The sequence below is a fragment of the Streptomyces venezuelae genome (assembly GCF_008642295.1).
GTDB classification, from domain to species: domain Bacteria; phylum Actinomycetota; class Actinomycetes; order Streptomycetales; family Streptomycetaceae; genus Streptomyces; species Streptomyces venezuelae_C.
The window spans coordinates 178,683-204,254 of the sequence record NZ_CP029190.1; the positions used below are offsets into that span (position 1 = coordinate 178,683).

Annotated in this window: 23 protein-coding genes; 12 read left to right on the plus strand and 11 right to left on the minus strand. The window is 73.1% G+C overall.

Annotation, left to right across the window (positions count from 1 at the left end):
• Nucleotides 1-45: 45 nt before the first annotated feature.
• The 3 genes from DEJ50_RS00980 to DEJ50_RS00990 all read left to right on the plus strand — a co-directional run bounded on the left by DEJ50_RS00980 (nt 46) and on the right by DEJ50_RS00990 (nt 2,489).
• Nucleotides 46-510 (plus strand): hypothetical protein, encoded by a 465-nt coding sequence (locus tag DEJ50_RS00980; protein ID WP_150205512.1) that lies wholly within the window; start codon nt 46-48, stop codon nt 508-510.
• A gap of 167 nt (nt 511-677) precedes the next feature.
• Complete coding sequence (locus tag DEJ50_RS00985) at nt 678-1,961, plus strand: hypothetical protein (protein ID WP_150205513.1); 1,284 nt, start codon at nt 678-680, stop codon at nt 1,959-1,961.
• Nucleotides 1,962-2,039: 78 nt separating this feature from the next.
• On the plus strand, nt 2,040-2,489 hold the full coding sequence (locus tag DEJ50_RS00990) for a hypothetical protein (RefSeq protein WP_150205514.1): 450 nt from the start codon (nt 2,040-2,042) through the stop codon (nt 2,487-2,489).
• 79 nt (nt 2,490-2,568) lie between these two features.
• Here the strand turns inward: DEJ50_RS00990 and DEJ50_RS00995 are convergent, their stop codons facing one another.
• Complete coding sequence (locus DEJ50_RS00995) at nt 2,569-3,057, minus strand: carboxymuconolactone decarboxylase family protein (RefSeq protein WP_150205515.1); 489 nt, start codon at nt 3,055-3,057, stop codon at nt 2,569-2,571.
• A gap of 106 nt (nt 3,058-3,163) precedes the next feature.
• Nucleotides 3,164-3,874, minus strand: coding sequence for a TetR/AcrR family transcriptional regulator (locus DEJ50_RS01000; RefSeq protein WP_150205516.1), 711 nt, complete (start codon nt 3,872-3,874; stop codon nt 3,164-3,166).
• Nucleotides 3,875-4,021: 147 nt separating this feature from the next.
• Here DEJ50_RS01000 and DEJ50_RS01005 point away from each other — a divergent pair, with 147 nt between their 5' ends.
• Nucleotides 4,022-5,242, plus strand: a complete 1,221-nt coding sequence (locus DEJ50_RS01005; RefSeq protein ID WP_150205517.1) for a saccharopine dehydrogenase family protein — start codon at nt 4,022-4,024, stop codon at nt 5,240-5,242.
• A 75-nt stretch (nt 5,243-5,317) separates the two neighbouring features.
• Here the strand turns inward: DEJ50_RS01005 and DEJ50_RS01010 are convergent, their stop codons facing one another.
• Nucleotides 5,318-6,010, minus strand: a complete 693-nt coding sequence (locus DEJ50_RS01010) for a MerR family transcriptional regulator (protein WP_150205518.1) — start codon at nt 6,008-6,010, stop codon at nt 5,318-5,320.
• A gap of 133 nt (nt 6,011-6,143) precedes the next feature.
• Between DEJ50_RS01010 and DEJ50_RS01015 the strand changes: the two genes are divergently transcribed.
• Complete coding sequence (locus DEJ50_RS01015) at nt 6,144-7,607, plus strand: YhgE/Pip domain-containing protein (RefSeq protein ID WP_150205519.1); 1,464 nt, start codon at nt 6,144-6,146, stop codon at nt 7,605-7,607.
• Nucleotides 7,608-7,660: 53 nt separating this feature from the next.
• Here the strand turns inward: DEJ50_RS01015 and DEJ50_RS01020 are convergent, their stop codons facing one another.
• On the minus strand, nt 7,661-8,851 hold the full coding sequence (locus tag DEJ50_RS01020) for a cytochrome P450 (RefSeq protein WP_150205520.1): 1,191 nt from the start codon (nt 8,849-8,851) through the stop codon (nt 7,661-7,663).
• Between the two features lie 183 nt (nt 8,852-9,034).
• Here DEJ50_RS01020 and DEJ50_RS01025 point away from each other — a divergent pair, with 183 nt between their 5' ends.
• From DEJ50_RS01025 to DEJ50_RS01035, 3 genes are all read left to right on the plus strand, one after another.
• Nucleotides 9,035-9,709 carry a GbsR/MarR family transcriptional regulator gene (locus DEJ50_RS01025; RefSeq protein WP_190344190.1) on the plus strand — a complete coding sequence of 225 codons (675 nt, stop codon included), beginning with the start codon at nt 9,035-9,037 and terminating at the stop codon, nt 9,707-9,709.
• A 145-nt stretch (nt 9,710-9,854) separates the two neighbouring features.
• Nucleotides 9,855-12,680 carry an ATP-binding protein gene (locus tag DEJ50_RS01030; protein WP_150205522.1) on the plus strand — a complete coding sequence of 942 codons (2,826 nt, stop codon included), beginning with the start codon at nt 9,855-9,857 and terminating at the stop codon, nt 12,678-12,680.
• Nucleotides 12,653-13,114, plus strand: a complete 462-nt coding sequence (locus DEJ50_RS01035; protein WP_150205523.1) for a hypothetical protein — start codon at nt 12,653-12,655, stop codon at nt 13,112-13,114. Before DEJ50_RS01030 ends, DEJ50_RS01035 begins: the two co-directional genes overlap by 28 nt.
• Nucleotides 13,115-13,130: 16 nt before the next feature.
• On the opposite strand, the gene DEJ50_RS01040 is transcribed toward DEJ50_RS01035, so the two are convergent.
• The 7 genes from DEJ50_RS01040 to DEJ50_RS01070 form a co-directional block, all read right to left on the minus strand.
• Entirely contained in the window at nt 13,131-13,733 is a 603-nt protein-coding gene (locus tag DEJ50_RS01040) for a TIGR03086 family metal-binding protein (protein WP_150205524.1), read from the minus strand.
• Nucleotides 13,734-13,857: 124 nt separating this feature from the next.
• A complete protein-coding gene (locus tag DEJ50_RS01045; RefSeq protein WP_150205525.1) occupies nt 13,858-14,514 on the minus strand; it encodes a DUF5701 family protein in 657 nt (218 codons plus the stop codon).
• 102 nt (nt 14,515-14,616) lie between these two features.
• On the minus strand, nt 14,617-16,677 hold the full coding sequence (locus DEJ50_RS01050) for an ATP-binding protein (protein ID WP_150205526.1): 2,061 nt from the start codon (nt 16,675-16,677) through the stop codon (nt 14,617-14,619).
• Nucleotides 16,674-17,612, minus strand: a complete 939-nt coding sequence (locus DEJ50_RS01055; protein WP_150205527.1) for a hypothetical protein — start codon at nt 17,610-17,612, stop codon at nt 16,674-16,676. Before DEJ50_RS01055 ends, DEJ50_RS01050 begins: the two co-directional genes overlap by 4 nt.
• Entirely contained in the window at nt 17,609-20,215 is a 2,607-nt protein-coding gene (locus DEJ50_RS01060; protein ID WP_150205528.1) for a WD40 repeat domain-containing protein, read from the minus strand. The genes DEJ50_RS01055 and DEJ50_RS01060 overlap by 4 nt, the downstream gene beginning before the upstream one ends.
• A gap of 98 nt (nt 20,216-20,313) precedes the next feature.
• Nucleotides 20,314-21,216, minus strand: a complete 903-nt coding sequence (locus DEJ50_RS01065) for an aldo/keto reductase (RefSeq protein ID WP_150205529.1) — start codon at nt 21,214-21,216, stop codon at nt 20,314-20,316.
• Complete coding sequence (locus DEJ50_RS01070) at nt 21,213-22,184, minus strand: NAD-dependent epimerase/dehydratase family protein (RefSeq protein ID WP_150205530.1); 972 nt, start codon at nt 22,182-22,184, stop codon at nt 21,213-21,215. The genes DEJ50_RS01065 and DEJ50_RS01070 overlap by 4 nt, the downstream gene beginning before the upstream one ends.
• Nucleotides 22,185-22,254: 70 nt before the next feature.
• On the opposite strand from DEJ50_RS01070, the gene DEJ50_RS01075 reads away from it, so the two are divergent.
• The 4 genes from DEJ50_RS01075 (at nt 22,255) to DEJ50_RS01090 (ending at nt 25,566) form a co-directional block, all read left to right on the plus strand.
• Entirely contained in the window at nt 22,255-23,163 is a 909-nt protein-coding gene (locus DEJ50_RS01075) for a LysR family transcriptional regulator (RefSeq protein ID WP_150205531.1), read from the plus strand.
• A 57-nt stretch (nt 23,164-23,220) separates the two neighbouring features.
• Nucleotides 23,221-23,880, plus strand: a complete 660-nt coding sequence (locus tag DEJ50_RS34340) for a hypothetical protein (protein ID WP_223837504.1) — start codon at nt 23,221-23,223, stop codon at nt 23,878-23,880.
• Nucleotides 23,881-24,007: 127 nt separating this feature from the next.
• Entirely contained in the window at nt 24,008-24,220 is a 213-nt protein-coding gene (locus DEJ50_RS01085) for a hypothetical protein (protein WP_150205532.1), read from the plus strand.
• Between the two features lie 122 nt (nt 24,221-24,342).
• Nucleotides 24,343-25,566: a monooxygenase gene (locus DEJ50_RS01090; protein WP_223837505.1), complete on the plus strand. Its 1,224-nt coding sequence runs from the start codon at nt 24,343-24,345 to the stop codon at nt 25,564-25,566.
• Nucleotides 25,567-25,572 lie beyond the last annotated feature (6 nt).

Here is a 25,572-nt window from a genome sequence, read left to right on the forward strand (position 1 = left end):
ATATCACATGTCATCAGAACAGGAACCGCAACAAGGAGAACTCCCATGAACCGCTTAGCCCTTCTTGCAGCAGCCGGCGTCGGTGCGGCAGGACTGGCCGTGTGCACGATCGCCCCGGCCGGCGCCGCCGTCCAGCCGGCCGGCACCGCCGAGACCGTCGTATCCTGCGGGAACTCCGGTCTCCAGGCGGGTCTGGCCACCCGGGTGTGCGCTGCGATCACCGGTACCACCGTCGAGTTCTACGGCACGGTGGGGCTCGCCGGCCCGCCCACCCCGGGCAGCCCCGCGCCTTCCCCGCGGGAGCTGATGACGACGCTGACCTCGGAGGTCGTCGGCTCCGGTGCGCCCGAAACCCAGAACAAGAGGGTCATCTTCACCGCTTCGACCATCGAGGTGCACGGCCTGGTCAGCAACGTTCCGTGCGGCTCGACGGTCCGCGGCAGCTTCGGCGTGGCCTCGTTCCCCTGGACCCCCAACCCGGTGACCCACCAGGTCACCGTCGCCTGCTGACCGAACCCGGGCGCGCAGCCGGCCCGGCGGGGACCTGTCCCCCGCCGGGCCGTTCTGCTCGGCGACGGCCGGGCCCGCCCTGCGCATGCCGGTGCATCCCTCTCCGGCACCGGATGCAAGACTGGCCCGGCCAGTACGGCGAGCAAGCGGAGCGGGCAGGAGCGCAGTTGAGCATCAGCGTCGAGGGACAGATCGACATATCGGGTCCGGTGGGCAAACTGCTCCACCGGCGGCGGCTGCAGAACGCAACGGTGATGCAGTCCTTCGGCATCGATCCCGTCACCGGCGAGATCTTCGTCCTCCAGGTCGTCGAGGGCGGTCTCACCCTCCCCGGCGAGTCCGGCCCCAGGACCGGCGGGCAGCGGTCGTACGCGGGCGACTTGGCCGTGACCCGGCTCAGCCAGGCGGGCGCCATCACGGGCCATATGTACCTGCGGGGTTTCGGCCACGGCGTGTCCATGGGCGTCGAACACCACAACGGTGTCTCGCGGTTGTGGACGGAGACGGCGTCCCTTCCCATGGGCGCCGGGGTTCCGGAGGAGGAGAAGGAGGGCTACGGCACTGCCGTCACCCACTTCGAGTTCCGCAGCGGCGCGGTCGTCAACTCCGGGGCTCCGCAACTCGCAGCGCCGTACCGGCCGGTCCCCGGCGCCACCAATGTGACCTGCACCATCGACCCGACGACCAACCGGGTGATCGTCCGCTTCAAGAGCGGCAGCATGATGTTCGAGTCCTACGACCTGGACAAGGCCAGGGCCGGTGACTGGACGCCGCTGGCCCGGATCACCCAGCCGGACCCGAAGGGGACCTTCCAGGGGTACGCCTCCCTCGGCGGCGTGCTGTACATGCTGGCGGGCAACGGGTATTCGGCCACGCTCAAGCCGCCGGGCAACGCGTACCTGACGGCCGTGGAGTGGGCCACCGGCGCCGTCCTGGACCAGCAGTTCGTCACCGCCGCCCCCGGCCTGGAGCTGCGCGAGCCCGAGGGGATGGCCGTATCGGTGCGCAACGGGGTGCAGCACGTGCACTTCGGCTTTGCCGGCGAGGAGCCCGGCCCGCGCACCTGCACCGTTCTGTCGCTGTCCGGGGCACCCGAGGTCGACGGGGTGAAAGTGCTGGCCGACTGGCAGCCGATCCCCCTGGCGAGCGGCGTGACCGCCGATGTCCGGGCGCCGCAGGGGCGGCTCATCGGTATCGCGGGGACCACGGTGCTCCAGCTCAGCGGCGGGGTGAAGGGGAACTTCGAGGCGGACACCCGGATCGGTACGCTGCCCGACGCGCTGGCGCCGAGCATGGCGGTCCAGGGCAGTGTGCCGCGCAACAACAGCGGCGGCGTGTGCACCGCACGGGCGGAGGCGGACTCCGCGCGGGAGCTGTGGCTCTACGGCGGGCGCCCCACGAACCCCGTCACCTGGGCCCAGTTGGACAACTTCAGTGCGGTCTGGCGCTGAGCTGAGGCCCCCCTCTCCGCTCCTCCCTTCCTCCCTCCCCCGCAACCCTTCCGTCAAGGCCAAGGAGACCGAACACCCATGTCCCACAACCGCCGCCGCATCCTCGGTGCCGCGCTCGCCCTGCCCGCCACGCTGGCCGCGACGAACCTGGTGGCCGCCGCCCCCGCCGTCGCCGCGGGCGGGATCGAGGCACAGCCGTGGACCGACCTGCTCCTCGAACCGGGTGTCACCGCCCAGCCCGGAGCGACTCCGCAGGTCCGGCTGATCACCATCGCCGGTACGGTCTTCCTCCAGGCGCGCGGCTCGGTGACCTGCAACCTCACCGCCGACACGAAGATCGCCACCCTGCCGGCGGCGCTGCGCCCCACCGCCCTGGTCCGGGCCACCGCCCCGCGCAACAACAGCCAGGGCATCAATGCCTGCCGGTTCGAGGCCAACACCGCCGGGTCCGTGACCGTCTACGGCGGCAACAGCTCAAACCCGATCACCTGGGTCCAGTTCGATTCCGTCCAGACGATCTGGCGCTGAGAAGCGGACCCGGAGCTCCTGCAGCCCGCGGGCCCGCAGCGACGGGGGGTGACGTCTGCCCGGCGAACGCCCTACGCCCTCAGTCCCACTGACGGTCGGCCAGGGAGGTGACCGGCATGGGCTTGCCGATGACGGCGAAGGGGATGAAGAAGCCGACCTGGCCGATCGCGGCCACCAGGGTCGCCAGGGCCACTTCGTCGTAGTGCTCGGCGGCGCGTGCGTACAGTTCGTCGGGAACCCGCTCGCTCCAGGAGGAGGACGGCTGCCAGACCGCCTCCACCAGCGCCAGCGCTGCGCGTTCGGCTTCGGTGAAGTAGGGGGCGTCCTGCCAGGAGGCCACCGCCGTGATCCGCTCCTCCGACTCCCCCGCCTTGCGCAGGCTGCTGGAGTGCAGAACGGTCAGGTAGGTGCTGCCCACGATCTGCCCGGCTCGCAGATGCACCAGGCTGATCGTGGTGCGCGGGACCGAGCGGTTTCCGACCGCCCGGAACAGGCTCGCACTGACCTCGGCCATGCCCGGGAGTAACTCGGCCGGGTCCTGCATACGCGGTGCGGCAGGCTTCGTCATCTTCGACTTCCTCGGAATCAGTGGCCGCCGCTGGTTGCTGCGGCCTACACCCAATTGACGGAACCGAGCCGAGGAGTGTGACAGGTACAACCAACATCTTTTCGGATCAGTGGCCCCGCAGTGCGTCGAGCCGGCTCTCCGCGCTCGCGAGCAGCATGTCCAGGGCGACCGGGTACGCGCTGCGGGTCATCCGGGCGGCGAGCAGCCCTGCGGTGGCCGCGATGTGCGGGTACTGCTCGGCCGGCAGCCGGGCGTACGTGGACTCCCACTGCTGTTCGTCGGAGGTCCGGGAGGTCTCCGCCAGGGCGAGGGCGCCGGCGTCGAGGGCGGCGAAGGCCAGGCTCTGGTCGATGAAGGCGTGATAGATCAGGACCGCTTCCGGGTCGGGGAAGCCGGCGGTGCGCAGGATGCCGAGGACGGTCTCGTCGGCGGCGATCTCGCGGGGCCGGCCGGTCACCCGGCTGGCGGTCAGGATGGCGGCCTGTGGGTGGGCGAGGTAGGCGCCGTGGATGTGCAGGCCGAGTTCCCGCAGGTCACGGCGCCAGTCCCCGGTGGCTTCCCAGCCTTCGAGAGCCCGGCCGATCAGCTCCTCCCCGATGGCGAGGGTGAGGCCGTCCATGCCGTCGAAGTACCGGTAGAGGGTGCTCGGGTCCGCGCCGAGGGCGGCGCCGAGCCGGCGGGCGGACAGCCCGGCGCTGCCGTGTTCGCGCAGCATCCGCAGGGCGGTCTCGACGATCAGGCGTTCGGACAGGACGGTGCCCTGCCGGGTGGGGCGTCGCCTCCGGCGGGCCTCTTCGGGTACCACCTGCTTCGCCATCGGCTGCCCTCCACGCCTCAGTCGCCCTTATGCCAACGCCATTGACCTTAACCTGCCCGCCCGGCTTTCATCCCCTCCCATGAGGCGCGCCGATGAGGTGCGGACCTCCGTAGACCTCCGTGGACCTCATCGAGAGAGGGTTTCGTCATGCGTGTTCTGCTTGTGGGCGCCGGTGGCGTCGGTACCGCGATCACCCGGATCGCGGCCCGCCGGGACTTCTTCGACCACTTCGTGGTCGCCGACTACGACCTGGCCCGCGCCGAGGCGGCCGTGGCGGCGCTCGGCGACAGCCGATTCGGTGCGCGCCGCATCGACGCCTCCGACGAGGCGGCGGTCGCCTCGCTCCTCACCGAGGAGCGGTGCGACGTACTCCTGAACGCCACCGATCCACGGTTCGTGATGCCGTTGTTCGAGGCCGCGCTTGCGGCGGGCAGCCACTACCTGGACATGGCGATGTCGCTGTCCCGGCCGCATCCCGGGGCGCCGTACCGGGAGTGCGGGGTCAAGCTCGGCGACGAGCAGTTCGCGCGGGCCGGGGCCTGGGAGAAGTCGGGCCGACTGGCGCTGGTCGGCATGGGTGTGGAACCGGGGCTGTCGGATGTCTTCGCCCGGTACGCGGCCGATGAGCTGTTCGACGAGATCGAGGAGATCGGCATCCGCGACGGGGCGAACCTGAGCGTCGAGGGGTACGAGTTCGCCCCGTCGTTCAACATTTGGACGACCATCGAGGAGTGTCTGAACCCGCCGGTGGTCTACGAGCGGGAGCACGGCTGGTTCACCACCGAGCCGTTCAGCGAGCCGGAGGTGTTCGACTTCCCCGAGGGCATCGGCCCGGTCGAGTGCGTGAACGTCGAACACGAGGAGGTGCTGCTGGTTCCCCGCTGGGTGGAGGCCCGGCGGGTCACCTTCAAGTACGGGCTGGGCGACGACTTCATCGGGAAGCTGAAGACCCTGCACGCGCTGGGCCTGGATTCGACCGAGCCGGTCACGGTCCGCGGCGCGGACGGCGCCCCGGTCCGGGTCTCGCCGCGTGACGTGGTCGCCGCCTGCCTGCCGGACCCGGCCACGCTGGGCGAGCGGATGACCGGCAAGACCTGCGCGGGCACCTGGGTGAAGGGCACCAAGGACGGCCGGCCGCGCGAGGTGTACCTGTACCACGTCGTGGACAACCAGTGGTCCATGCGGGAGTACGGCTCCCAGGCCGTGGTCTGGCAGACCGCCGTCAACCCGGTGGTGGCGCTGGAGCTGATGGCTGGCGGCGTCTGGTCGGAGCCCGGCGTCCTGGGCCCGGAGGCCCTTCCGCCGCGGCCGTTCCTGGACCTGCTGACGGCATACGGCTCGCCCTGGGGCATCCGCGACCAGGCCTGACGGGGGCGGGCCGGGGCTGGACGAGGGCCGGCCTGGGCCGGCCGGGAGCCGGGCCGCCCGCCCTGCGCCCGTACGCTAGCGGGGCACTGCGGACCCGGGTCCGGGCTCGGCCCCGGACCCGGCCCCGGACCGGTCGGCAGCCACCCGGCGCCGGACCTGGTCCTCCTGGGCCAGGTGCCGCAGCAGCTCGAACACCGGGGCGCAGATCGCCAGGACGACGACCGCGCGCTCGGCCAGCGCCACCGGGTCCTCGAGGCCGGCCGCGCGTTCCAGGTCCAGCCGGGCCACCGACTCGGCCAGTCTCGCGTAGGCGGCGAGCTCGCCGGGGGCGTACTGCGCGTCCAGCCCCCGCAGGGCCTTCAGCGCCGCCGTCAGCCCCGCCACGTGCGGTGACGTATCGGGCACCTGCCAGTCCAGGGCCGCGATCAGTTCCGCCACCTCGGCCCCTGCTTCCCCTTCCTCCTCCTCGGGGCCCGCCGCCTGCCGGGCCGCCACCGGCACCGCAAGGGCATAGCTGACCGCTCCGAGGGCGCCCTCGGAGCTGTGGGCCTGGTCGATGGCCCCGAGCACGTCCCGGGTGGCGGCGATGGACAGGCCGGCGAGCGTGGTCAGGGCCTTGATCAGCCGCAGCCGCTGCGCGTGCCCCTCCCCGTACGCGGCCTGGGTGGCAGCGGTCGCCCGCCCTGCGGGCAGCAGCCCCTGCCGGAGGAAGTACTTGATGCTGGCGACCGGCACGCCGGTCGCCCGGCTGAGCTCCGAGATCTTCATAGGGCTTCCCTGCAGGTCAAACGGTCCCGTATCCATCGTCGGCGATTGGACACCACAACAAGATACTGCCACTATCCAATAACTGGATACCTCAAGTATCCGACCCAGGAAACGCAGCCGCACCGGAGAATCGATGCCTCACCCCACGCCCCGCTCCGTGCTCCGCCGACCCCAGCTGTGGATCGGTACGGGACTCATCGCCGCAGTGGTCTCGATGTTGTTCGCCCTGCTCTACGTCGGCGGCAACGTCAACCCGAAGGGCAACCTGCACGATCTTCCGGTGGCCCTGGTCAACAGCGACAGCGGCGCGGACTCGGCCGGCCGCCGCGTCAACCTGGGTGAGCAGGTCGTCTCCGGGATCCAGAAGGCCGCCGAGGGCAACGACAGCATCGACTGGCAGGTGGTCAGCCGCGAAGAGGCCGACGAGCTGATGGGCCGGGGCAAGGTCTTCGGCGCCCTCGTCATACCCCAGGACTTCTCCGCGACGGTGACCGGGCTCACCGCCCCGCAGCCCGCGCCCCAGGGCAAGGCCGCCCCGCAGCCGGCACCGCAGGCCAAGGCCGCCCCGCCGGCCCTGACCGTGCTGACCAACCAGTCGGCCGGCAGCATCGGCTCCTCCATGGCCTCCCAGGCCGCCCAGAAGGCCGCCCACACCGCCTCCGCCCAGCTCGGCCAGGAACTTCTGAAGCAGGCCGGCGCCCAGAAGACCCCGCTCCCGACGGCCGCTCAGCTCTTGCTGGCCGATCCGGTGACCGTCACCGTCGCCGACGGCCACCCCCTGGGCTCCCGCAGCGCCATGGGCCTGAGCGCCTTCTACTACGCGCTGGTCCTCGTCGTCTGCGGCGTGCTCGGCGCCAACCTGGTCAACACCCAGGTCGACACGGCCCTCGGCTACCTGCACACCGACTTCGGCCCGGTGCGCAAGCGCGAGCCCGTCCAGCACACCAGCCGCGTCCGCACCCTGGCCATCGGCATGGCGCTCATGCTCGGCATATCGGTGGTGATGGGCACCCTGGTCGAGGTGGCCACGGTCACGATCCTGGACATGGACGCCTCCCACCTCGGCCTCCTGTGGCTGTACTCGGTCGCCACCATCGCGGTCGTCGGCATCGGCAGCCTGGCCCTGTTCGCCGCCTTCGGTGCGCCCGGCATGCTGGTGGCCACCATCGTCTTCATCGCGATGGCCGTCCCCTCCTCCGGCGCCACCGTGCCGGTCCAGGCGCTGCCCGGGTTCTTCCGCACCCTCGCCGAGTTCGAACCGCTGCGCCAGATCACCGAGGGGCTGCGCTCACTGCTCTACTACGGCGCCCAGGCCGATGCGGGCCTGACCCGGGCATGGACCGCGATGGGCATCGCCCTGGCCGCCGCGCTGGTCTTCGGCTTCGCCGTCGCCCGCTTCTACGACCACAAGGGGCTGCACCGCATCCCGCTCCCCGATGCAGGGCCGGGGGCCACGGCTGCCGCCGAGACCCCCGCCCCCGTCGAGACGTCCGCCGAGGCCGCCGTCGAGAGCTCCGAGGCTCCGGAGTCCCCCGACTCCCCGGAGTCTCCGGAGTCTCCCGAGACCGCCAAGTCCGCGGCGTCCACCACCGCCTGAAAACCTGAAACCGGCCCCCCTCGGCAGACCGGCCGAGGGGGGCCGGCTCCTTGTCACACGTCCCAGGTGACCGGGAGGTTCTTCACCCCGTAGATGTCCGCGGTCTCCGGGCGCAGGCGGACTTCCTCGGCCGGCACGGCCAGGCGCAGCGTGGGGAAGCGGTCGATCAGCGCCGAGAACGCCACCCGCATTTCGATGCGGGCCAGCTGCTGGCCCAGGCACAGGTGGGCGCCGTGGCCGAAGGCCAGGTGCCCACCGTGCTGCCGGTGGAGGTCGAGCACATGGGGATCGGCGAAGCGCTCGGGGTCGCGGTTGGCGGTGTTGTACGACAGGACGACCGTCGTACCGGCCTCGATGGTCTGGCCGCCCAGCTCGACGTCCACCAGCGCCGTCTTCATGAACGTCTTGGCGACGCTCAGATACCGCAGCAGCTCCTCCACGGCCCGGTCGGCGAGCGTCGGATCGGCGCGCAGGGCGGCCAGTTGCGCCGGGTTCTGCAAGAGGGCGAAGGTACCGAGGGACAGCATGTTCGCGGTGGTGTCGAACCCGGCCGCCAGCAGGATCAGACCGATCCCCCTCAGCTCCTCATCGGTCAGATCGCTGTCGGTGAGCTCGCTGAGCACATCGTCGGTGGGGTGCGCGCGCTTGGCCGCCACGAGCTGCGCGAGGTATTCCTGGGTCGCCGTGTAGGCGGCGATCAGCTCCTCCTCGCTCGGCTCCCCGCTCATGAACGAGTCGACCTGCTCCTGGAAGGAGGCCCGGTCCTCGTACGGCACCCCCAGCAGTTCACAGATGATGATGGTGGGGATGGGCTTGGCGAACGCGGTCACCAGGTCCACCGGCGGCCCGGCCTTCTCCATGGCGTCCAGGCAGTCGGCGGTGATCTGCTCGACGCGCTCGGTGAGCTGTCGCATCCGCCGTGCGGTGAACTTGCCCACCAGCGGCTTCCGGTAGCGCCCGTGCTGCGGCTCGTCCATGAGGAGGAACTCGCCGGGCGGTGCCGGCGGAACCTCGAAGTCGCCCACGTTCAGCAGCTCCCGGCGCGAGCTGAACCGCGGATCGGCCAGGACCGACCGGACCAGGTCGTACCCGGTGATCAGCCAGCCGGGCTTTCCTCCGACATGGGTGTGGCGGCTGATGGGGCCGTGGCGGCGGGCCTCGGTCAGTTCTGCCGGGGGGTCGAACGGGCAGCCGGGCTGACGCGCCGTCGGCATCGTCGGGACGGTATGCAGCGATTCACCCATGGCCATTCCTCGTCTCGCGATAGTACGTGTTTGACGCATCTCGAAAGCTACGTTGCATTCAGAATCCCGTCAATCCACAAGGGCGCGTTTTCCCAGTTCAGAAGCGGCAAATTGATGCAATGACGCTGAGGCTGAATGCAATGGGACGTTGCAATGGATGGCTGCGAAGGCAATACTGGCGGCATGCCAGGAGGACGGTTGACACAGCAGGACCGCCAGCGCATCGCGGCAGGACTCGCCGACGGGCTCTCCTACGCCGAGATCGCCAGGCGGCTCGACCGGCCGACCTCGACGGTCAGCCGGGAGGTCGGCCGCAACGGCGGCCCTCGCGGCTACCGGCCCCAGCAGGCGCACCAGGCGACGGTCCGGCGGGCGCGGCGCGGCACCCCGGCGCCCGAGCGGGCGGCCGGACCGTCCGGCGCCGGGATGGAAGCCGAGATCATCGAGTTGGCGGTCCGAGCGGGGCTGCCGAGAACGACCGCGCGGGTCCACGTCGACCTGCTGATGGCCGAGGACGGCAGACGCACCGCGGCCGAGCTGGCCCGCCGGCTGAAGGTCAGCCCCGCCTCCGTCTCCATGGCCGTGAACTACCTGGTCCAGCACGGGTACGTCCGGCGCGAGCGCGATCCGCAGCGGCGTCGCGACATCTACGTGGTCGACGACGAGGCCTGGTACCACTCGGTCGTGGTCGGCACCCGGCAGACGCTCGAGGCGGCGCAGGCCGCGATGGCCGCGGCGGAGGCGTCCGGGCTCGACAGCCCCGTGGGGCGGCGGCTGGCCAAGGGCGGGGCGTTCCTGGAGCAGGTCAGCCTGGACACGATCCGGTCGGCCGACCGCTGGCGCGCCGTCCTGACGTGACGGGGCCGGGCGCGGGCGCGGAGCGGATCAGGGCAAACGATTCGTCTCCTCCGCAGCGATAGGAAATGCGTCATTCCGGTATCGCGGGGCGCATGGCTGCGGAATGCTGCCCTCGACGTTCCGTACGCCAAGGGTGGGAGAGGCGATGGCGGCTGGGGACCGGAACCTGTCGGTGGGCGGCGAAGCCGTCGGCCAATTTGTCACCGGTGACAACAACGACGTCCTGAGCGTCGTGGTGAACGCAACGCATTCGGCCGTGACGATCGTGGAGCCGGCCAAGCGGCCCAAGCCGGTGCGCCGCGAACGCATCGAGCGCCTGCCGCGCCGTACGAGCCGGCCGCTGCTCGGCCGGGACACCGAGCTGGCCGCCTTGGTCCGCGCTCTCACCGGCCACGAGCCGGCCGAGGTACACGGCCCCGAAGGGATCGGCAAGAGCGCCCTGGTCCGCCAGGCGGTCTTCGAGATCGGCCACCACGACGGCGTCGTGTTCCTCGACGGGCGCGGCAAGGAGGTCGACGACCTGGCCCAGAGCGTCTTCGAGGCCTGTTACGACGCCCCCGGTTACCGCCCGAGCGAAGGGGACCTGCACCGCCTCCTCGCCGGGCTCCGGCTCTGCGTCGTCGTGGACGACCTCGACGTACCGGCGCGGGACCTGACCCGGCTGCAGGACACGATGCCGTCCGGCACCGTGGCGTTCAGCTCGCGCGAGCGTCTGCTGTGGGGGGACGGCAAGGCGATCGCCCTGGCCGGTCTGTCCGCCTCGGCCGGGTTGCAGCTGCTCGCCCGGGAGCTGGAACGTCCGCTGTTCCCGGCCGAGACGGACACCGCGGCCTCGCTGTGGCAGGCGAGCGAGGGCAATCCCTTCGCACTGATCAGGGCCGCGGCCCTGGCACGCCCCGGCGGCGACGGCGGAGCGGCGTTGCTGCCGGCGCCCGCCGAGATCCCCGAGCTGCTGCGCGGAGCCGTGGCCGGACTCGGCGGGGCGGCCCGGAACCTTCTGGGGCTCCTCGCGATGGCGCCGCAGGCGCACGCCACCGTCGAGATGCTCACCCTGCTGGTGCCCGGTGCCACCGTCACCGCCGTCGAGGAAGCCGTCGGCCGGCTGGCCGGGCTGGGCCTGCTGAACCGCACCGGGCCGCACGTACGCCTGGCCGGGGAGCCGGGCGGCGCGCTGCCGGAGGATCTCACGCTCGGCCCCCGGGAGCTCGCGGAGGCTACGGCCCGGCTGGCCGCGTGGGCATCGGACCGGCGGACCGCACCCGCAGCGCTGGCGGACCACAGTCTGCTGATCGCCGGGCTCATCGACGCCGCAGGCCGGGCGGGCAGGCCGGACCTGGGCGTGGCGCTCGCACGGGCCGCCGCTCCCGGCACAGCGTGCTCCCTGCGCTGGGGCGCATGGGGCCGCATCCTCACGCGGGGGCTGGCCAGCGCCCGCCAGGCCGGTGACGAGCGGGCCCAGGCGTACTTCACATACGAAACCGGCGTGCGCTCGTGGCTGACCGGCAAGCGGGTCGCCGCCGCCGCTGCGTTCGGGGCGGCGGCGACGGCCTGGTACGCCCTCGGGGACCCGGGCAGCGCCGCCATGGCCGAAGGCGCCCAGGCACTGACCGCGCCCGCCACGCCCACCGTGCCCGGCCCCGACCCGGCCCCGGACTCCGGTTCCGGTACGGACGCGGGCACGGACGCGGGCACGGATGCGGGCGGCGGAACCGAGGCCGGGGAGCTCGGGGAGGCCGGGGCCGGCAGCGACCCGTCGGCAGGGTTCGGCGACCCATCGCCGGGAACCGGCACCCCGCACCACGACTCCGCTCCCCCTCCGGACGGCACCATGCCACCCGCCCCGTCGACCGCCCCGGCTCCCGGACCGATGCCGGGAGTCCCCGCGCCATCCATGCCACCCGTGCCACCCGTGGATCCGGTCGGCCTTTCGCTGTTCGCCAAGGTGGTGATCGGAGGCTCGCTCCTCGCGGCGGCAGCCGGCACCGTGACAGTCCTGAACATGGGCCCCGGTCCCGCCAAGGCCCCGCCCACCGTGCCCCTGCACGTACAGGTCACGACCGGCCTCTTCGAGGTCAAGGAGATGCCCGGCACCCCGGAAGGCCCCTGCCCGAGCGGTACCGGCAAGACGAACTGCACAAAGGTCTCGCAGGTGGCCAGGGGCGAGCGGGGACCCGTGGAGGTCATCCCGCCCCAACCGCTCCCCCAGGGCGTGAGCGTCGTCTACTGGGGGTGCGAGGAAGGCCCCTCTTCCGCGGCCTGCACCGTCAAGGCCGACAGCGAACGCACCGTGTGCGCCACGACGACCAGCCCCGAGGACGAGGCCGCCCGGCGGGAATGCGAGCGGCGGACCGGCGGCAACCAGCCCACCGCGGAACCGCAAACGGCTCTGGTGTACGTCCAGTTGGGGGCGACGGACTTCGAGGTCACCGTCACCCCCGGCACACCGGGTACGAAGCCCTGCGTCCAACCGCGCCTGAACCTCGACCCGGCCGCCAACCAGGGCGCGGACCCGCCGCCCACGCGGGCATGCTCGTTCCTCGTGCCCCTCCACACGAAGATGAGCCTCAAGGCCGGGATCACGGGCACGGCCCGCAGCTTCGCCCGTCCCTTCAACGGGGAACCCCAGTGGTTCGGCTGCGACGAAGGGCCCGCCTCGCCCAGCCGCTTCGACCCGAACAGCGGGGGCATCGACGAGGACTCCGGCCGCCAGAAGATGTACGCCAACGGCACGAAGACCTGCACGCTCAATCTGACGACCGGGCGCTACGTCGGTCTGGCCAGCACCGATCTCAGCGACGGCGGCGGGGCAGCCGCCCTGGCCGGCACCTTCGCCCAGCTCCCCAGGGTCCACCTCGCCCCCGGTGTGACCGCGCTGCCGAAGCCGCAGGAGCCGCCCCTGCAACGCGTCCCCTGCTCTTCCGTCGGCGGCCCCGAGGGCATCGAGTGTCTGGGCAAGCCCTCGAAGGGCTGACCCCCGCACACCCCACCCCGCACACCCCACCCGACTCACCCACCGACCAACGAGAGGACGAGAAGATGGCGGACGGCGAACGATCCCGCAACATCACCATTCACGGCCCGGGCACAGGCCTGTTCCTGGCCGGTGACCACGGCACACAGAGCTCCACCACCATCTCGGCCGACTCCGGGACGGCCGCCGTGGCCCCGTTCGTGGAGCTGATGCTGGGCATCATCCCGCAGCTGGGGCTGCCGGCCGATCAGGAGGCGGGTGCGCGGCGGGCGTTGCACGAGTTGCAGGGCGAGGCGGAGGGGGACGAGCCGTCGCCCTCACGTCTGCAGCAGCTGATGGGCGGCTTCGTGGCCTACCTGGCCCAGGCCGGGGCGCCCGCCCTGACCGCCGCCTTTATGACCCTGGCCATGCACGTGGGCATCGCCCCCCGGTAGCCCGTTACGCCGGCCGTCACGGGGACTCCGGCGGTGTCCAGCCCGGATCACGCCCGCTCAGCCCGACCGCCCGGTCCAGCAGCGGCGCGTCGTCCGGTACGGGCACGACGGGGCCGAAGATGCCGCCACCCCGGCTCTCGTCCTTGGCGGCCTCCAGCAGGAAGGCGTGGCAGGCGCGCAGCGCGGCCTGGTCGGGTGCGTACTCCTGGCCGGTGGCCCGGGCCAGGTCCCAGCCGTGGATCACCAGTTCGTCCACGGCCACCAGTCCCGCGATGTCGCCGGGCAGGTCCACGCTGCCCGCGCGGGTCATACCGGTCCAGGCGGCCGGGTTCTTCCAGGCCTCGGCCAGCTCACCGAGGACCGTGGGCAGTTCCTCGCGCCAGCGGGCGGGCAGGGACGGCGGGACCGAGCCGGGGTCGGTGTCCGTCGTGGGGCCCAGGTCCTTGCGGGCCGCGTCGCGGAAGGCGACGGCGAGGCCGGCGAGGTGGCCGAGCAGGTCGCCGACCGCGTACGCGGGGCAGGGCGTCCGGCCGGGGAGCCGGGCGTCCGGGACGCCCGCCACGAGGCGGGCCACGACCTGGGCCTGCGGTCCCAGGTCGAGTGTCGTCGAACCGGTCATCTGCCGCTCCTCCGGGACGGGGACTCGTCGCAGCGCGGGCCGGCTTCGGTCTGTGCCGCAGGTCACAGTCTGCAATGCCGGGGTCCCGGAATCCCTCCTGCCACGCGGGCAGCCGGCCCGCCGGCTATGTCGTACTGCGGCCGGTGGCGGAGCCGAAGCCGAGCCAGGTGTGGCGGTTGTTCCACCAGCACCAGCCGATCTTCGGGGCGTTGCGGCGTTCGCGGCCGTCCCGGCCGGTGCCGTTGCTGATCCAGATCGCCGGAGTGCGGGCGTCCAGGGTTCCGTCGGGCCTGCGGAGGCGGGAGCCGATGGTCATGAAACAGCGGTTGCGTTCGAGGGCGGCCGGCTGCTGGAGCACCCAGTGGATGCCCTCGGTGAGCAGCAGCGGCGTACGGCCGTCCGCGGTGAGGGCGGGCAGGGCCTCGTCCGGGCTCCAGTTGGACATGTGGTCGCCGCGGTCGAGGCCGGTGACGAGGTAGAGGGGGACGTCGGGCAGCTCGGCGGTGTACGGGGCGAAGGCGTCGACGTCGGGCATGTCGGTGACGACGAAGCCGGACTTGCCCTCGCGGCGGAGCAGCGGTGCAAGGGCGGAGGCGGGCGCTCGGTCCGGGTGGACGGCGAGCAGGGTGTGGCCTTCCGTACCGCCGAGGTCCTTGACGAAGGTGCGCAGTTCGTCGGCGGCCATTCCGGCGAGCTCGTGCACCCCGAGCTCGATCAGGCGTTCCGCCTGGGTGGCGAGCGGGGGAAGGGGGGCCAGGGTGGTGGACGGGGTTTCGGGCAAGGTGCTCCTCGGTTCGCGGTGTTGAGCAGTCGGTTCGTGCTCAACGTGGGGGCCCGGTGGTTTGTTCCCGGGGCCCGGACCGCCCCCCCGTCGTTCGTGGGTTCAGGTGCTGTCGAGCAGTTCGCGCCAGTGTTCCCGGAGGGTGGTGCGCAGGGCGTCGTGGAAGAGGCGGTACACGGTGATGCCGTCCTCCCGGTCCGTCACCAGGTACGCCCCCATGCGCGAGCCGAGGAGCCAGGCGATGTCGCTGTCCCCGTACGTACGCGGCGGGACGTCCGGCGCTGTCGGCTCGTCGGCGACGGCGTTGGCGACGGCCGGCCAGATCTGCGGCCACGGCAGGCCCCGCCCGTAGGCGAACGCCACGGCGCGCAGCAGGTGCACGGCCCGTATCCGGTCCTCGGCGTCGGGGAAGGTGCGGTGCAGGTCGTGGCGGAAGACGCCGAGGACGCCCTCGCCGATCGCGGCGCGCCACTGCGCGTCGTACGGGTCGACCGCCTCGGGTCTGCGGGCGAGTGAGGTGCCGGCGATCCGGGCGACCAGGAACGAGGTACCGGCCTGCGCCGCCAGGACGGCGGCCACCTCGGCGGCACGGCCCGGCGGGCCGTTCCGGTAGGGGGAGCCTTCCTCGTGCAGCAGGATCTCGGTGGCGTACTCGGTGAGGTCCTGCGCCTCCCACCAGGGCTGCTCGTCCACCCGGATACGGCGGGCGGCCAGCAGCCGCTCCGCCCGGTCGGCCAGGGGCAGCCCGCCGCCTCCGGCCGGGGTGTGCGGGTTGCCGTCCGGGCCGCCCGAGGAGCGGACCCCGACCAGCAGGCGCACCTTGCGGTGGGCGGGGTCGCCGGAGTCGAGCCGGGCCAGTACCCCGGTCAGCAGGGCGGCCGGATCGCTCGCCTCGTCCAGGGCGTCCACCACGATGGTGACGGGCCGCTCCCGGCGGGCCAGCCAGTCCTCCCAGGCGGAGATCCATCCGTCCAGGTCCAGTACCGAGGTGGCGCCGGCCGGTCCGGGCCCGGGCACGTCGAGGGCGCGGCAGATCTGGGCGATCACCTCGTGGCCGATCTTGCCGGTGGCGAGGACCGCGACGTCGACCGCCTCCGGTTCCGGTTTGAGGCCGTCCGGAACGAGGTCGGCGGCGGCCCGGTACCGGTCGAGGAACAGCGGGTCGCTGAGGGTCACCAGCCGGGACAGGACGGCGGATTTGCCGCTCCCTGCGGAGCCCGTCACCAGGACGGTCCCGGGCGCTGCCGTCGTCGCGGCGACGAGGGTCCGCATCAGCTGCGTACGCCCCCGGAACAGCCAGCCCGTGGAGGCGGCTTCGGTCACGCCGCGGGAGCGCGGGCTCCAGTGGGTCTCCAGGTCCTGCCGGGGCAGGGCCAGGTCACTGCGCCCGGGCCCCAGGGACACCGTGGTCCCGGCGCGGTGGTGCGGGTTGGGCAGGCACGGGTGCGGTCCCGAGCGCCGGCTCCCGGGCAGCGGGATCAGGCGCTGTCCCGGTCCGAGCCGTCGTTCGACCGCGTCCAGGAACACGGTGACGTCCAGGTGCCGGTCCAGGCCGTACTTCTGTCCGACGGGCGACTTGAGCTCGGCCAGGAATTCGGCGATCGCCGTCGTCAGGGCGCCGGTCACGGCCTCCTGGTTCTTGGTTGCGCTCGGCAGCACCAGCCAGGTGCCGGGGATCTCCCGGTCGAAGGCCGCGGTTTCGGCGATGGTGTGGCCCGCGTAGCACAGGTCCAGGACGAGGAAGAGGTGCTGGATGCCGGTCTCGGCGAGCCAGCCCACCAGATCGGCCGTGCGCAGGGCGGTGGACTGGAGCCGGCCGCTCTCGGTGGCCTTGAGCGCCATCCAGTGGCCGCCGTCGCCCGTGATCCCGTGACCGGTGACGAATACGACGGCGGCGTCCGCGGCGCTCCAGCGCGTGGAGTGCGGCGGGTTCCGCAGGGCCGTGCGGATCTCGTCCTCGGTGGGGCTGTCCGCCAGATGGGGGTGGGCCCGGGTGAACCGGCTGGTGCCGAGACCGTCCGCGCACAGCCAGTCGGTCATGGTGCGGACTTCGTCGTCGACGCCGAGCGGTTCCCACACCGGGTCGTCGTAGGTGGAGGTGGCGATCGCCAGGAAGTGCCGGCGCAGGATGTCGGCGTCGACCGGTTCACCCGCCGTGGTCACGGTGCCAGACCGGGCAGGACTTCCAGGACGGCCGAGGCCGTTTCCCGCTTGCCCAGATAGCGTTCGACCGCGTGTGCGTCGCCCTGGTTGTCGACCGGTGGCCGGTCGTCGACTCCGGGCCACCACGGGCGGAGGCCGCCGCCGCAGGTCACCGGGTCCCTGGCGTCCCGGATGTTCACCCAGGACCCGAGGGTGACCGGCAGGCCGCGTATGGCGCCGTAGCGCGGGTTGGGCAGCAGCCGGCGCACCATGCGCAGGCTCAGCGGCGAGCCCAGCGTCACCAGCCGGTCGAGCCGGTGGCCGGGGTTCTGCCGGACGTACTCGAACGCGACGACGGAGCCCAGCGAGTGGCCGATCAGGACCCGGCAGTCCGGACTCACATCGGCCCGTACCGTGGCGTCGATCCGCTCCTTCAGCTCCGTGTCCGTCAGATAGCGGCGTACTTCGCGCAGCGCGCCGAGGTAGAGGACTCCGGCCGAGGGGCCGAACCTCCGGTCCAGTGCCCGCAGTACGGTCTGGAGCGGTCTGGGCAGCCGTGTGTAGGCCTTCGCGGGGGAGGCGGCCGCGGCCTCGGCCTCCTCGGGGGTGATGGCTTCGCCGGCCGCCGCGAGGAGGTCCTCGAGTTCTGCGCCGTCCAGTTCCGTGAGCCAGGCGTGAGGGTCGGGACCGGGGCCTTTCGTTGCTCCGGTCCCGGCCCGGGTCGCGTCCTGGGTACTGGTCCGGGTCCCGGTCCGGGTCGCAGCCGGCGCGAACAGGTGTCCGTAGAAGGCCAGGGCGAGCGGCGGCTCGGCCACGGCCGATCCGGTCGCCCGCTCCAGGCCGTCCCGCAGGGCGGCCCGCCAGGCGGGCGCCATCTGGTGACGCCCCGTCTGCCGCTTCCCGATGCCATGGATCCCGACGATCGTCGACACCGCACCCACCTCCGAATCGGTCATGTTCCACCACCCGTTGCCATGGACACCACGGCCAGTCCGTTCCCGGCGAGGACGATCACCGGCCTGCCCTCGCGCCCGCCGGCGGCCACGCTCACGGGGACGGCCGGCGTCCGCAGGGGCGGCCCGACCGCGGTTCCGGTGGCGAGATCCCAGGCCCGTACGGAGTGGTCGGCGCTGCCGGTGACCGCCACCACCCGGCCGTCGGGGAGCACCGCGGTCCCCACCGCGCCGATCGCACCGCCATGTCCGGTCAGGGGCTCGCCCACCGGCGCACCGGTCGCGAGGTCCCACACGCGCGCCGTGCGGTCGGCGCCGCCGGTGACCGCCACCACCCGGGCGTCGGGGAGCACCGCCGTCGCCACCGCGCCGATCGCACCGCCGTGTCCGGTCAGGGGCTCGCCCACCGGCGCACCGGTCACGGGGTCCCACACGTGCGCCGTGCCGTCGGTGCCGCCGGTGACCGCCACCACCCGGCCGCCGGGGAGCACCGCGGTCGCCACCGCACGGACATCTGCCGTGTGACCGGTGAAGGGTTCACCGACGGGTGTGCCGGCCACCAGGTCCCATACCCGCGCCGTGCGGTCGACGCCGCCGGAGACGGCGACCACCCGGCCGTCGGGGAGCACCGCGGTCGCCACCGCGATGGGCGTGTCGATGTGCCCGGCCAGCGGTGCACCGAGGTGGCTGCGGCCGGCCAGGTCCCATACGTGCACCATGTCGTCCCAGCCGACGATCACGGCCACCACCCGGCCGTCCGGCAGCACCGCGCTCGCCGCCGCAAGTTTCCAGCGCTCGTACACCGCTCTGGAGCGCGGGCGCTCGCGGTCCACTGCGTTCAGCGGGTAGCCGGTGGCCAGATCCCACGTGCGCACGGTTCCGCCCCAGCGACCGGAGACGAGCGTGGGCCGCTGCTTCCCCGACATTCCGGTCCAGAGCGCCCCGGCACGGGTTTCGTCCAGCGCCTCACCGGTATCGAGGTCCCAGACACGCACCCGGTCGTCCCAGGCGGCGGTGACGGCCACCGGCCTGCCGTCGGAGAGCACCGCCGTGGTCAGGGCGGTCAGCGCGCCTACGCCACCTGTCGAGCCGCCTGTCGAGGGGGCCGTGTCGGAGGGCCGGGCGGCGAGGTCCCAGGTGCGTAACGTGCCGTCGAAGCTGCCGGTCACCACCAGCGTACGGTCGTCCGGCAGGGCCACCGTCGTCACCGCGACCACGCGCCCGGTGTGACCGGTGAGCGGTCCGCCCACGGCCTCGCCGGTGGTCACATCCCACACCTTTGCCCTCGGGCTCCAGCCACCGGTGACCGCGACCACCCGCCCGTCCGGCAGGACCGTGGTGGCCAGCGCGGCGATCCGGTCGGTCTGGTGGCTGCAGGAGATCAGGGGCTCGCCCGTGACGAGGTCCCACACATGCGCCGTATCGCTCCAGTCACCGGTGACGGCGACCCTCCGGCCGTCCGGCAGGACGGCGGTCGCCGCCGCGGACAGCCAGTTGGTGTGGGCGGTGAAGGGTTCGCCGACCGGTGTGCCGGTGGCGAGGTCCCACACCCGGGCCGTGCTGTCCTCGCTGCCGGTGACGAGGACCACCCGGCCGTCCGGGAGTACCGCGGTCGCCAGGCAGGTCACGTCGTAGTCGTGGGCGGCGAGGGGTGCGCCGAGGGCCGTGCCGGTGGCGAGGTCCCACACCCGGACCGTGCCGTCCGCATCGCCGCTCACCACGGCCGTCCGGCCGTCCGCCAGCACTACGGTCGTCAGGGCGAGCACCGAGCCGGTGTGGCCGGTGAGCGGCTCTCCCAGGCAGGCGCCGTCGGCCAGGTCCCACCGGCGCAGGGTCCCGTCGATGCTGCCGGTGACGGCGAGCACCCGGTCGTCGGGCAGCACGGCGGCGGCCACCGTCGATGCCGAGGAGCCGGACCAGGTGAGGGGCTCGCAGAGGGCGGTGCCGGTGCTGAGGTCCCACACCCGGACCGACCTGCTCCGCCAGTCGGTGACGACAACTGCGACGGGTCTGCCGTCCGGCAGCACGGTGGCCGCCACGTTGAGCACGGGCTTGGAGAAGCGGCTGACGACCTCGCTGTCCCCCAGCCGCCATCCCGCCCAGCGAGGCGTCCAGAACAGCTCCCCGGCCGGGGCGGGCGGCGGGCGGAGGCCGGCACAAGCCGCCCAGAAGGCCAGTGCGTTGGCGTTCGCCTCCGGGGACTCCCAGCTCCAGCTGTGCGCCGCCTGCCGCCATACGCGGATCAGGGCCGCGTGGTCGGCCGCCGGGCCGGGTGCTGCGGCGGACGTGTCCGGCTGGGCGGACAGGCCGCGCAGCCGCCCGGCATCGACGAACGGGAGGAACTCCGAGGAGAGCAGCGATGCGTCCAGCACCCGGCCGGCCGCCGCGTGTTCGACCGCGTGCCGTCGTACGTACGCGGGTGGCGGCAGCAGGGTGCCGGCCGCCCGCCGCGGGCGGGTGAACCGCGACAGCTCGGCTGCGATCCGGGCCTCGACCGCACGGCACTCGTCGGCGACCGGGTCCTGCGGGGGCACTCCCCCGGCGGCGCACTCCCCGCCGTCCCTCTCCGCGCCGTCTCTCTCCCCGCCGTCCCTCGCTCCCGGCATCCGGTCCCCTTCCCCGGGCGCACCCGTTCCCTGGAGTACAGGTGATAGCACAGCGGGGGCACCCGGCGTTGCGATCGCCCGGAACCGGGCCCACCGGCTCAGGAATCCGGCGGCCAGGCCGCCACGGCGGCGTCCAAGCGGCCGAGTTGGGCGGGGGTCAGGGTCAGGCCGGGGGCGGCGGCCGAGTCCCGGGCCGTACGGGGTCGGGTGGCGCCGGGGATCGGGATCACCACCGGGGCGCGGGAGAGGAGCCAGGCGAGGCAGACCCGTTGGGGGCTCACCTCGTGCTCGGCGGCGACCCGGTGGAAGGCCGTGCCGGAGGAGGTCGGTCCCGACGGGCCGTCCAGGGAGCTGCGCGAGATCCCGCCGAGCGGGCTCCACGGCAGGAAGGCCAGGCCCAGTTCGGCGCAGCGGCGCAGCTGGGGCTCGCTGTCGCGGACGGCCGGAGAGTACCGGTTCTGGACCGAGACGAGCAGGTCGCCGAGAATCTCCCGGGCCTGGTCGAGCTGTTCGACGGAGACGTTGGAGATACCGGCGGCCCGGATCTTCCCCTCCTCGGCCAGCTCGCGGAGGGTGCCGACCGATTCCGCCCAGGGCACGTCCGGGTCGGGCTTGTGCAGCTGGTACAGGCCGATCGCCTCGGTCCCGAGCCTGCGCAGCGAGGCCTCACAGGCGAGCCTGAGGTGCTCCGGGCGGGCGTCCACGGTCCACGAGCCGTCGCCGGGCCGGCCGCGCCCGCCCTTGGTGGCCACCAGTACGGAGTCGCGGTCCGGGCCGCGGCCGGCCAGCGCGCGGGCGACGAGCAGTTCGTTGTGGCCGGTCTCGCCGGTGTGCCAGTGGTAGGAGTCGGCCGTGTCGAGGAGGGTGACGCCCGCGTCCAGGGCTGCGTGCAGGGTGGCGAGGGCCCGGTCGCGGTCGGGGCGGCCCTCCACGGACAGCGGCATGGCGCCCAGCCCGACCGCCGACACCCGGACGGTGCCGATGGAGCGTTCGGCGCTCATCGGGTACCCCCGTGGCCGGCGAGGAGCTCATCGATCGCCTCCGGCAGCCAGTCCGTCACCCGGCGGAAGGCGAAGCCGAGGCGGGTCGCCCGCCCGTTGTCCATCGGGTAGGGCCGGTCGTAGGAGAACGGGGATGCGGGGAGTCCGGTGTCCACCAGCCGGTAGCGGGGCCGGCGCCCGGTACGGTCGCCCACCAGGGCGCCGAGCTCGGTGACGGTCAGCGCGCCGTGGGAGCAGGCGTTGACCGGCCCGGTGAAGGACGACCCGGCCGTCCAGTGGAGGAACTCGGCGATCTCCCGATGGTGGACAAAGGTGGTCGGGTACGCCCGGCGGTGGGCCAGGACGGGCCGGCCGGCGGAGATCCGGTCGACGTAGTGCGCCAGCCGTCCGGTGAACTCGGCCCGGCCGCCGCCCAGGACATGGGCGGTGCGCACGACGGTGGTGGGGAAGACCGGATCGGTCAGGAGCACGCTCTCGGCCTGCCGCTTGCCCTCCGCGTATGCCGTCGCCTCGTCGGTTCCGGCCGGGACGCCCGGTGCCGGGCGGCCGGCCGGGACGAAGGCGTCTTCGGCGACCGGGACGCCGTCGACCGGGACGCCGGGGGCGGGGGCCGGACCCGGGGCGGGAGCCGGCCCCGGGGTGCCGGCCGGGAAGGTCGCCGGGTCGTACACCTCCGTGGTCGAGGTCATCACATAGCGGCCGGTCCGGCCGGCGAAGACCGCACGGGCGACGGCGGCCTGCCCGGGGGTATAGCAGACCTGGTCGATGACCGCGTCGAAGGTCCGGGAGCCCAGCGCGGTGCGCAGCTGCCGCTCGTCGTCCCGGTCGGCGACCAGGTGGGTCACCCCGTCCGGGGCGGGTGCCGAGCCGCGGTTGACCACCGTGACCCCGACGCCCGCCCCGCGGAGCAGTTCCACCAGGTGCCTGCCGAAGTACCGGCTTCCGCCGATCACGCATACGTTTCGCATGCCCCGACTCTGCCGCGGTACGGTCATCGGTAGAACTGGTCACCTGCTGAACGGGTATGAAGGAAAACTGATGATCGATGTGCAGCGGTTGCGCATCCTGCGGGCCGTCGCGGAACACGGCAGCTTCAACCGGGCCGCTGCCGCGCTCCTGCTCACCCCCTCGGCCGTCTCCCAGCACATCGCCGTCCTGGAGCGCTCCCTGGGCCGGCCGGTGGCGGTGCGCAGCACCCGTGGGGTGACCCTGACCGAACCCGGCCGGCTGCTGGTGGAGGCCGCCGAGGCCATCTCGGCCGAACTGGACCACGTACGCCACGAGATCGACCGGCTGGATGCCGGGCGGCCCCGGCTGACGGTCGCCACCTTCACCAGCGGTGGCCGCTTCCTGCTCCCCGAGGCCCTGGACCGGTTCGTGGCCGCCCATCCCGAGGTGGAGCTGACCGTACGGGAGAGCGAACCGGAGACGGCGCTGCCGATGGTCCGGCGTGGCGAGGCGGATCTGGCGCTGACCTACCACTTCGACGGGCCGCTGCCCGTCCGGCCGGGCGAGCGGCCGGGCATCGACTGGACCCCGCTGATGGACGATCCGCTGTCGGTCGTACTGCCCCGCGGCCACCGCCTGGCCGGGCGTGCCGCCGTCGGGCTGGGGGAACTCGCCCCGGACCGCTGGGTACTGGGCTGCCTGAAAACGGAGGCGTACCTGCGACGCCATGCGGAGCGGGCGGGTTTCGGCCTCCAGGTCGCGGCCTCCACCACGGACTACTTCTTCGCCCAGTCCCTGGTCGCGGCCGGGGTGGGGGTGTCCCTGGTGCCGAAGGTCTCGCTGGACCCGGCCCCCGGGCTCGCCGTGGTGGATGTCGAACCGCCGCGCCCGGTCCGGCACATCGGGGTGGCCGTCCCGCGCCGTCGCCGGCCGCACCCCGGGACCGCCGCCTTCGTGGCGGCGCTGACGGCTGCGGCCGAGCTGCGTCGCTGCACCTGATCTTGTTGAGTACGCGTACTCATGTGTGGCGGAAGGGTGCGGCCGGAAGCTGTGCGCATGACGCGAATCCCTGTTCTCACCAACGCAGTTGCCGGCCCGGTCAGCCGCTCCGGGCGCCGCCCGGTGCTTGCCCTCGCGGTCACGGCCCTCGCCGTTGTGACCCTCGCCGCCTGCGGCACCGAGAAGACGGGTGCCGCCGCCACGCCGGGCAGGCCCGCCGATGCCGTCGGCGCCCGGCACACCGAGCCGACGGCGGCTACCGCATCCGGTCAACAGGACGCTTTCATCACGATGTTGAACACGATGGCGCAGTCCTGCCCCACCACGAACACCCCGTTGGCCGAGAATCTGCCGACCGACGATCCCGCGACCGAGGCTCTCGAGGCGCCTCTCGCCCCCCTCGGCCCGGAGGCGGAGTTGGGCGCTCGCGACTGGTGCGCGAGTGCCCGCCACGAAGAGCGGATCGCCCAGGCGCTCTGGAATCTCGCCGATCCCACCCCCGCCAAGGTCAGGAAGATCCTGAACGACCTCGGCTACATCGACGAACGCATCCACGAGCTCAAGCAGTCCGGCGCGAGCACCCGGTTCCTGCTCGACCTGCGCAGCAACGGCGGCCGGCTCTGCCTGGACGGCTCGGCGGCCGGCGAGGAGACCGTCGTCGACAAGTGTGTGGCCCCCGCGACCGGAGCGTTCACCGCCGGCAGGCGGGCGCAGTAGCCCCCCGGCATTCGGGTGGCAGCAGGCCGTGTCGGGCGGCCCGTGCGGGTCCGGGTTCGCCATGCTGATCCGGGCGGCAGCCCCGTGGTTGCTGCCGCCCCTCCCCTACGGCACCGAGGAGTGCAGCATGCCGACGGATCCGGTCGGACGTTTCCTGGCGGCTCTGGAACCGCAGCAGCGGGAGGCGGTCCAGGGACGGCCGCGCGAGGAGCAGGAGCGGCTCGCGGCAGCCTGGGAGGAAGAGCTGGAGTCGGACGACGAGCTCGACACCCTGGACGAACTGTCCCCGCCCGCGGCGGAGGCCGAGGCGGCCCGTCGCGTCATGGGCCGGGAGCCCTGACCGGCCGACGTCCTCCTCCGCCACCGCCCGGCCGACGCACCGGTTCGGTAGCGTGACCCTGCCGGGACGCTGAGTCACCGGAAGCGGGACATCGCGAGGACGTGGCCAGGGCGGAGGCGGACATGCGGGGTGGAACGGTCGCGGTGGTCGGCGGGAGCATCGCGGGCTGTGCCTTCGCCACGGCGGTGGCGCAGGCGGGCGCCGGCGAGGTCGTCGTACTGGAACGGACCCGGGGGCGGCTCGAGGACCGCGGGGTGGGCCTGTGCATCCACAACGACCGGGCCGTCGAGCTCGCGGCGAGCGGGGCGCTGCCCGGGGGGATCGCGGCGCACCGGCTGGACCGGCGCCGCTGGGTGGTGCGGGACCGGGCCACGGAGGGCGGCCGGGTCATCTGGGAGCAGCCGTTCCCGTTCCATTCCTACCACTGGGGCCTGCTCTGGCGCGGGCTGCGGGAGTCGGTTCCGGGCTCGGTGGTGTACCGGCAGGGTGAGACGGTGGCGGGCGTGACCGGGAGCGGGGCCGGGGCCGCGGGTGCCGAGGTGCGGCTCGCGGACGGCTCCGTCGAGCGGTACGACCTGGTCATCGGGGCGGACGGGTACCGGTCGGTGGTCCGGGCGGCGGTCTGTCCGGAGTCCCGGCCGCATTACGCCGGCTACGTGTGCTGGCGCGGGAACTTCGACGCGGCCCGGCTGGCGGAACTCGACGGTGGGGTGGACCCGGTGCCCGATGCGGTGACCACGGTCTGCTTCCCCGGCGGCACCTGCGTGATCTACCGCATCCCGGGGCCGGAGGGGCCGCGGGTGAACTGGGTGCTCTACGCCCCGCCGCCGCAGGACGGGCAGCTGCGCTTCGATGATCCGACGAGCTTCCCGCCGGGTGGTCTGACCCCTGGGCTGGCGGCGCATCTGAGCGGGTTGCTGGACCGCGAGTTCCCGGCGTACTGGGGGCGGGCCCTCGCGCTGACGGACCCCGCGGACACCTTCGTCCAGCCCATCTACGACCTGGAGAGCGCGCCCACGGCCGCGGGCCGGCTGCTGCTCGCCGGGGACGCGGCCAGTGTCGTACGGCCGCACAACACCAGTGGCGCGGCCAAGGCCCTCCAGGACGCCACCGCCTTCGCCGAGGGCTGGCGGCGCTGCGACTCGTTCGAGGAACTGGTGCTCGGCTACGAGGATGCCCGGGGCCCGGCCGGGCGGGAGCTGGTCGCGCTGGCCCGCAGGCTCGGCCGGGCGCAGGTCGAACAGACCCCGCCCTGGGCGGAGATGGACGGCCGCGGGATGGCGGCCTGGTGGCAGGGGCAACTCGCCGGCGCCCCGGGCATCGGGGGCCGGGCCATGACACCGTGACCGAAC

What these genes read in the sequence shown, in the direction of transcription:
- DEJ50_RS00980 (WP_150205512.1), top strand. Translation starts at nt 46, where the DNA reads ATGAACCGCTTAGCCCTTCTTGCAGCAGCCGGCGTCGGTGCGGCAGGA.
- DEJ50_RS00990 (WP_150205514.1), top strand. Translation starts at nt 2,040, where the DNA reads ATGTCCCACAACCGCCGCCGCATCCTCGGTGCCGCGCTCGCCCTGCCC.
- DEJ50_RS00995 (WP_150205515.1), bottom strand. Translation starts at nt 3,057, where the DNA reads ATGACGAAGCCTGCCGCACCGCGTATGCAGGACCCGGCCGAGTTACTC.
- DEJ50_RS01000 (WP_150205516.1), bottom strand. Translation starts at nt 3,874, where the DNA reads ATGGCGAAGCAGGTGGTACCCGAAGAGGCCCGCCGGAGGCGACGCCCC.
- DEJ50_RS01005 (WP_150205517.1), top strand. Translation starts at nt 4,022, where the DNA reads ATGCGTGTTCTGCTTGTGGGCGCCGGTGGCGTCGGTACCGCGATCACC.
- DEJ50_RS01010 (WP_150205518.1), bottom strand. Translation starts at nt 6,010, where the DNA reads ATGAAGATCTCGGAGCTCAGCCGGGCGACCGGCGTGCCGGTCGCCAGC.
- DEJ50_RS01015 (WP_150205519.1), top strand. Translation starts at nt 6,144, where the DNA reads ATGCCTCACCCCACGCCCCGCTCCGTGCTCCGCCGACCCCAGCTGTGG.
- DEJ50_RS01020 (WP_150205520.1), bottom strand. Translation starts at nt 8,851, where the DNA reads ATGGGTGAATCGCTGCATACCGTCCCGACGATGCCGACGGCGCGTCAG.
- DEJ50_RS01025 (WP_190344190.1), top strand. Translation starts at nt 9,035, where the DNA reads ATGCCAGGAGGACGGTTGACACAGCAGGACCGCCAGCGCATCGCGGCA.
- DEJ50_RS01030 (WP_150205522.1), top strand. Translation starts at nt 9,855, where the DNA reads ATGGCGGCTGGGGACCGGAACCTGTCGGTGGGCGGCGAAGCCGTCGGC.
- DEJ50_RS01040 (WP_150205524.1), bottom strand. Translation starts at nt 13,733, where the DNA reads ATGACCGGTTCGACGACACTCGACCTGGGACCGCAGGCCCAGGTCGTG.
- DEJ50_RS01055 (WP_150205527.1), bottom strand. Translation starts at nt 17,612, where the DNA reads ATGACCGATTCGGAGGTGGGTGCGGTGTCGACGATCGTCGGGATCCAT.
- DEJ50_RS01060 (WP_150205528.1), bottom strand. Translation starts at nt 20,215, where the DNA reads ATGCCGGGAGCGAGGGACGGCGGGGAGAGAGACGGCGCGGAGAGGGAC.
- DEJ50_RS01065 (WP_150205529.1), bottom strand. Translation starts at nt 21,216, where the DNA reads ATGAGCGCCGAACGCTCCATCGGCACCGTCCGGGTGTCGGCGGTCGGG.
- DEJ50_RS01070 (WP_150205530.1), bottom strand. Translation starts at nt 22,184, where the DNA reads ATGCGAAACGTATGCGTGATCGGCGGAAGCCGGTACTTCGGCAGGCAC.
- DEJ50_RS01075 (WP_150205531.1), top strand. Translation starts at nt 22,255, where the DNA reads ATGATCGATGTGCAGCGGTTGCGCATCCTGCGGGCCGTCGCGGAACAC.
- DEJ50_RS34340 (WP_223837504.1), top strand. Translation starts at nt 23,221, where the DNA reads ATGACGCGAATCCCTGTTCTCACCAACGCAGTTGCCGGCCCGGTCAGC.
- DEJ50_RS01085 (WP_150205532.1), top strand. Translation starts at nt 24,008, where the DNA reads ATGCCGACGGATCCGGTCGGACGTTTCCTGGCGGCTCTGGAACCGCAG.
- DEJ50_RS01090 (WP_223837505.1), top strand. Translation starts at nt 24,343, where the DNA reads ATGCGGGGTGGAACGGTCGCGGTGGTCGGCGGGAGCATCGCGGGCTGT.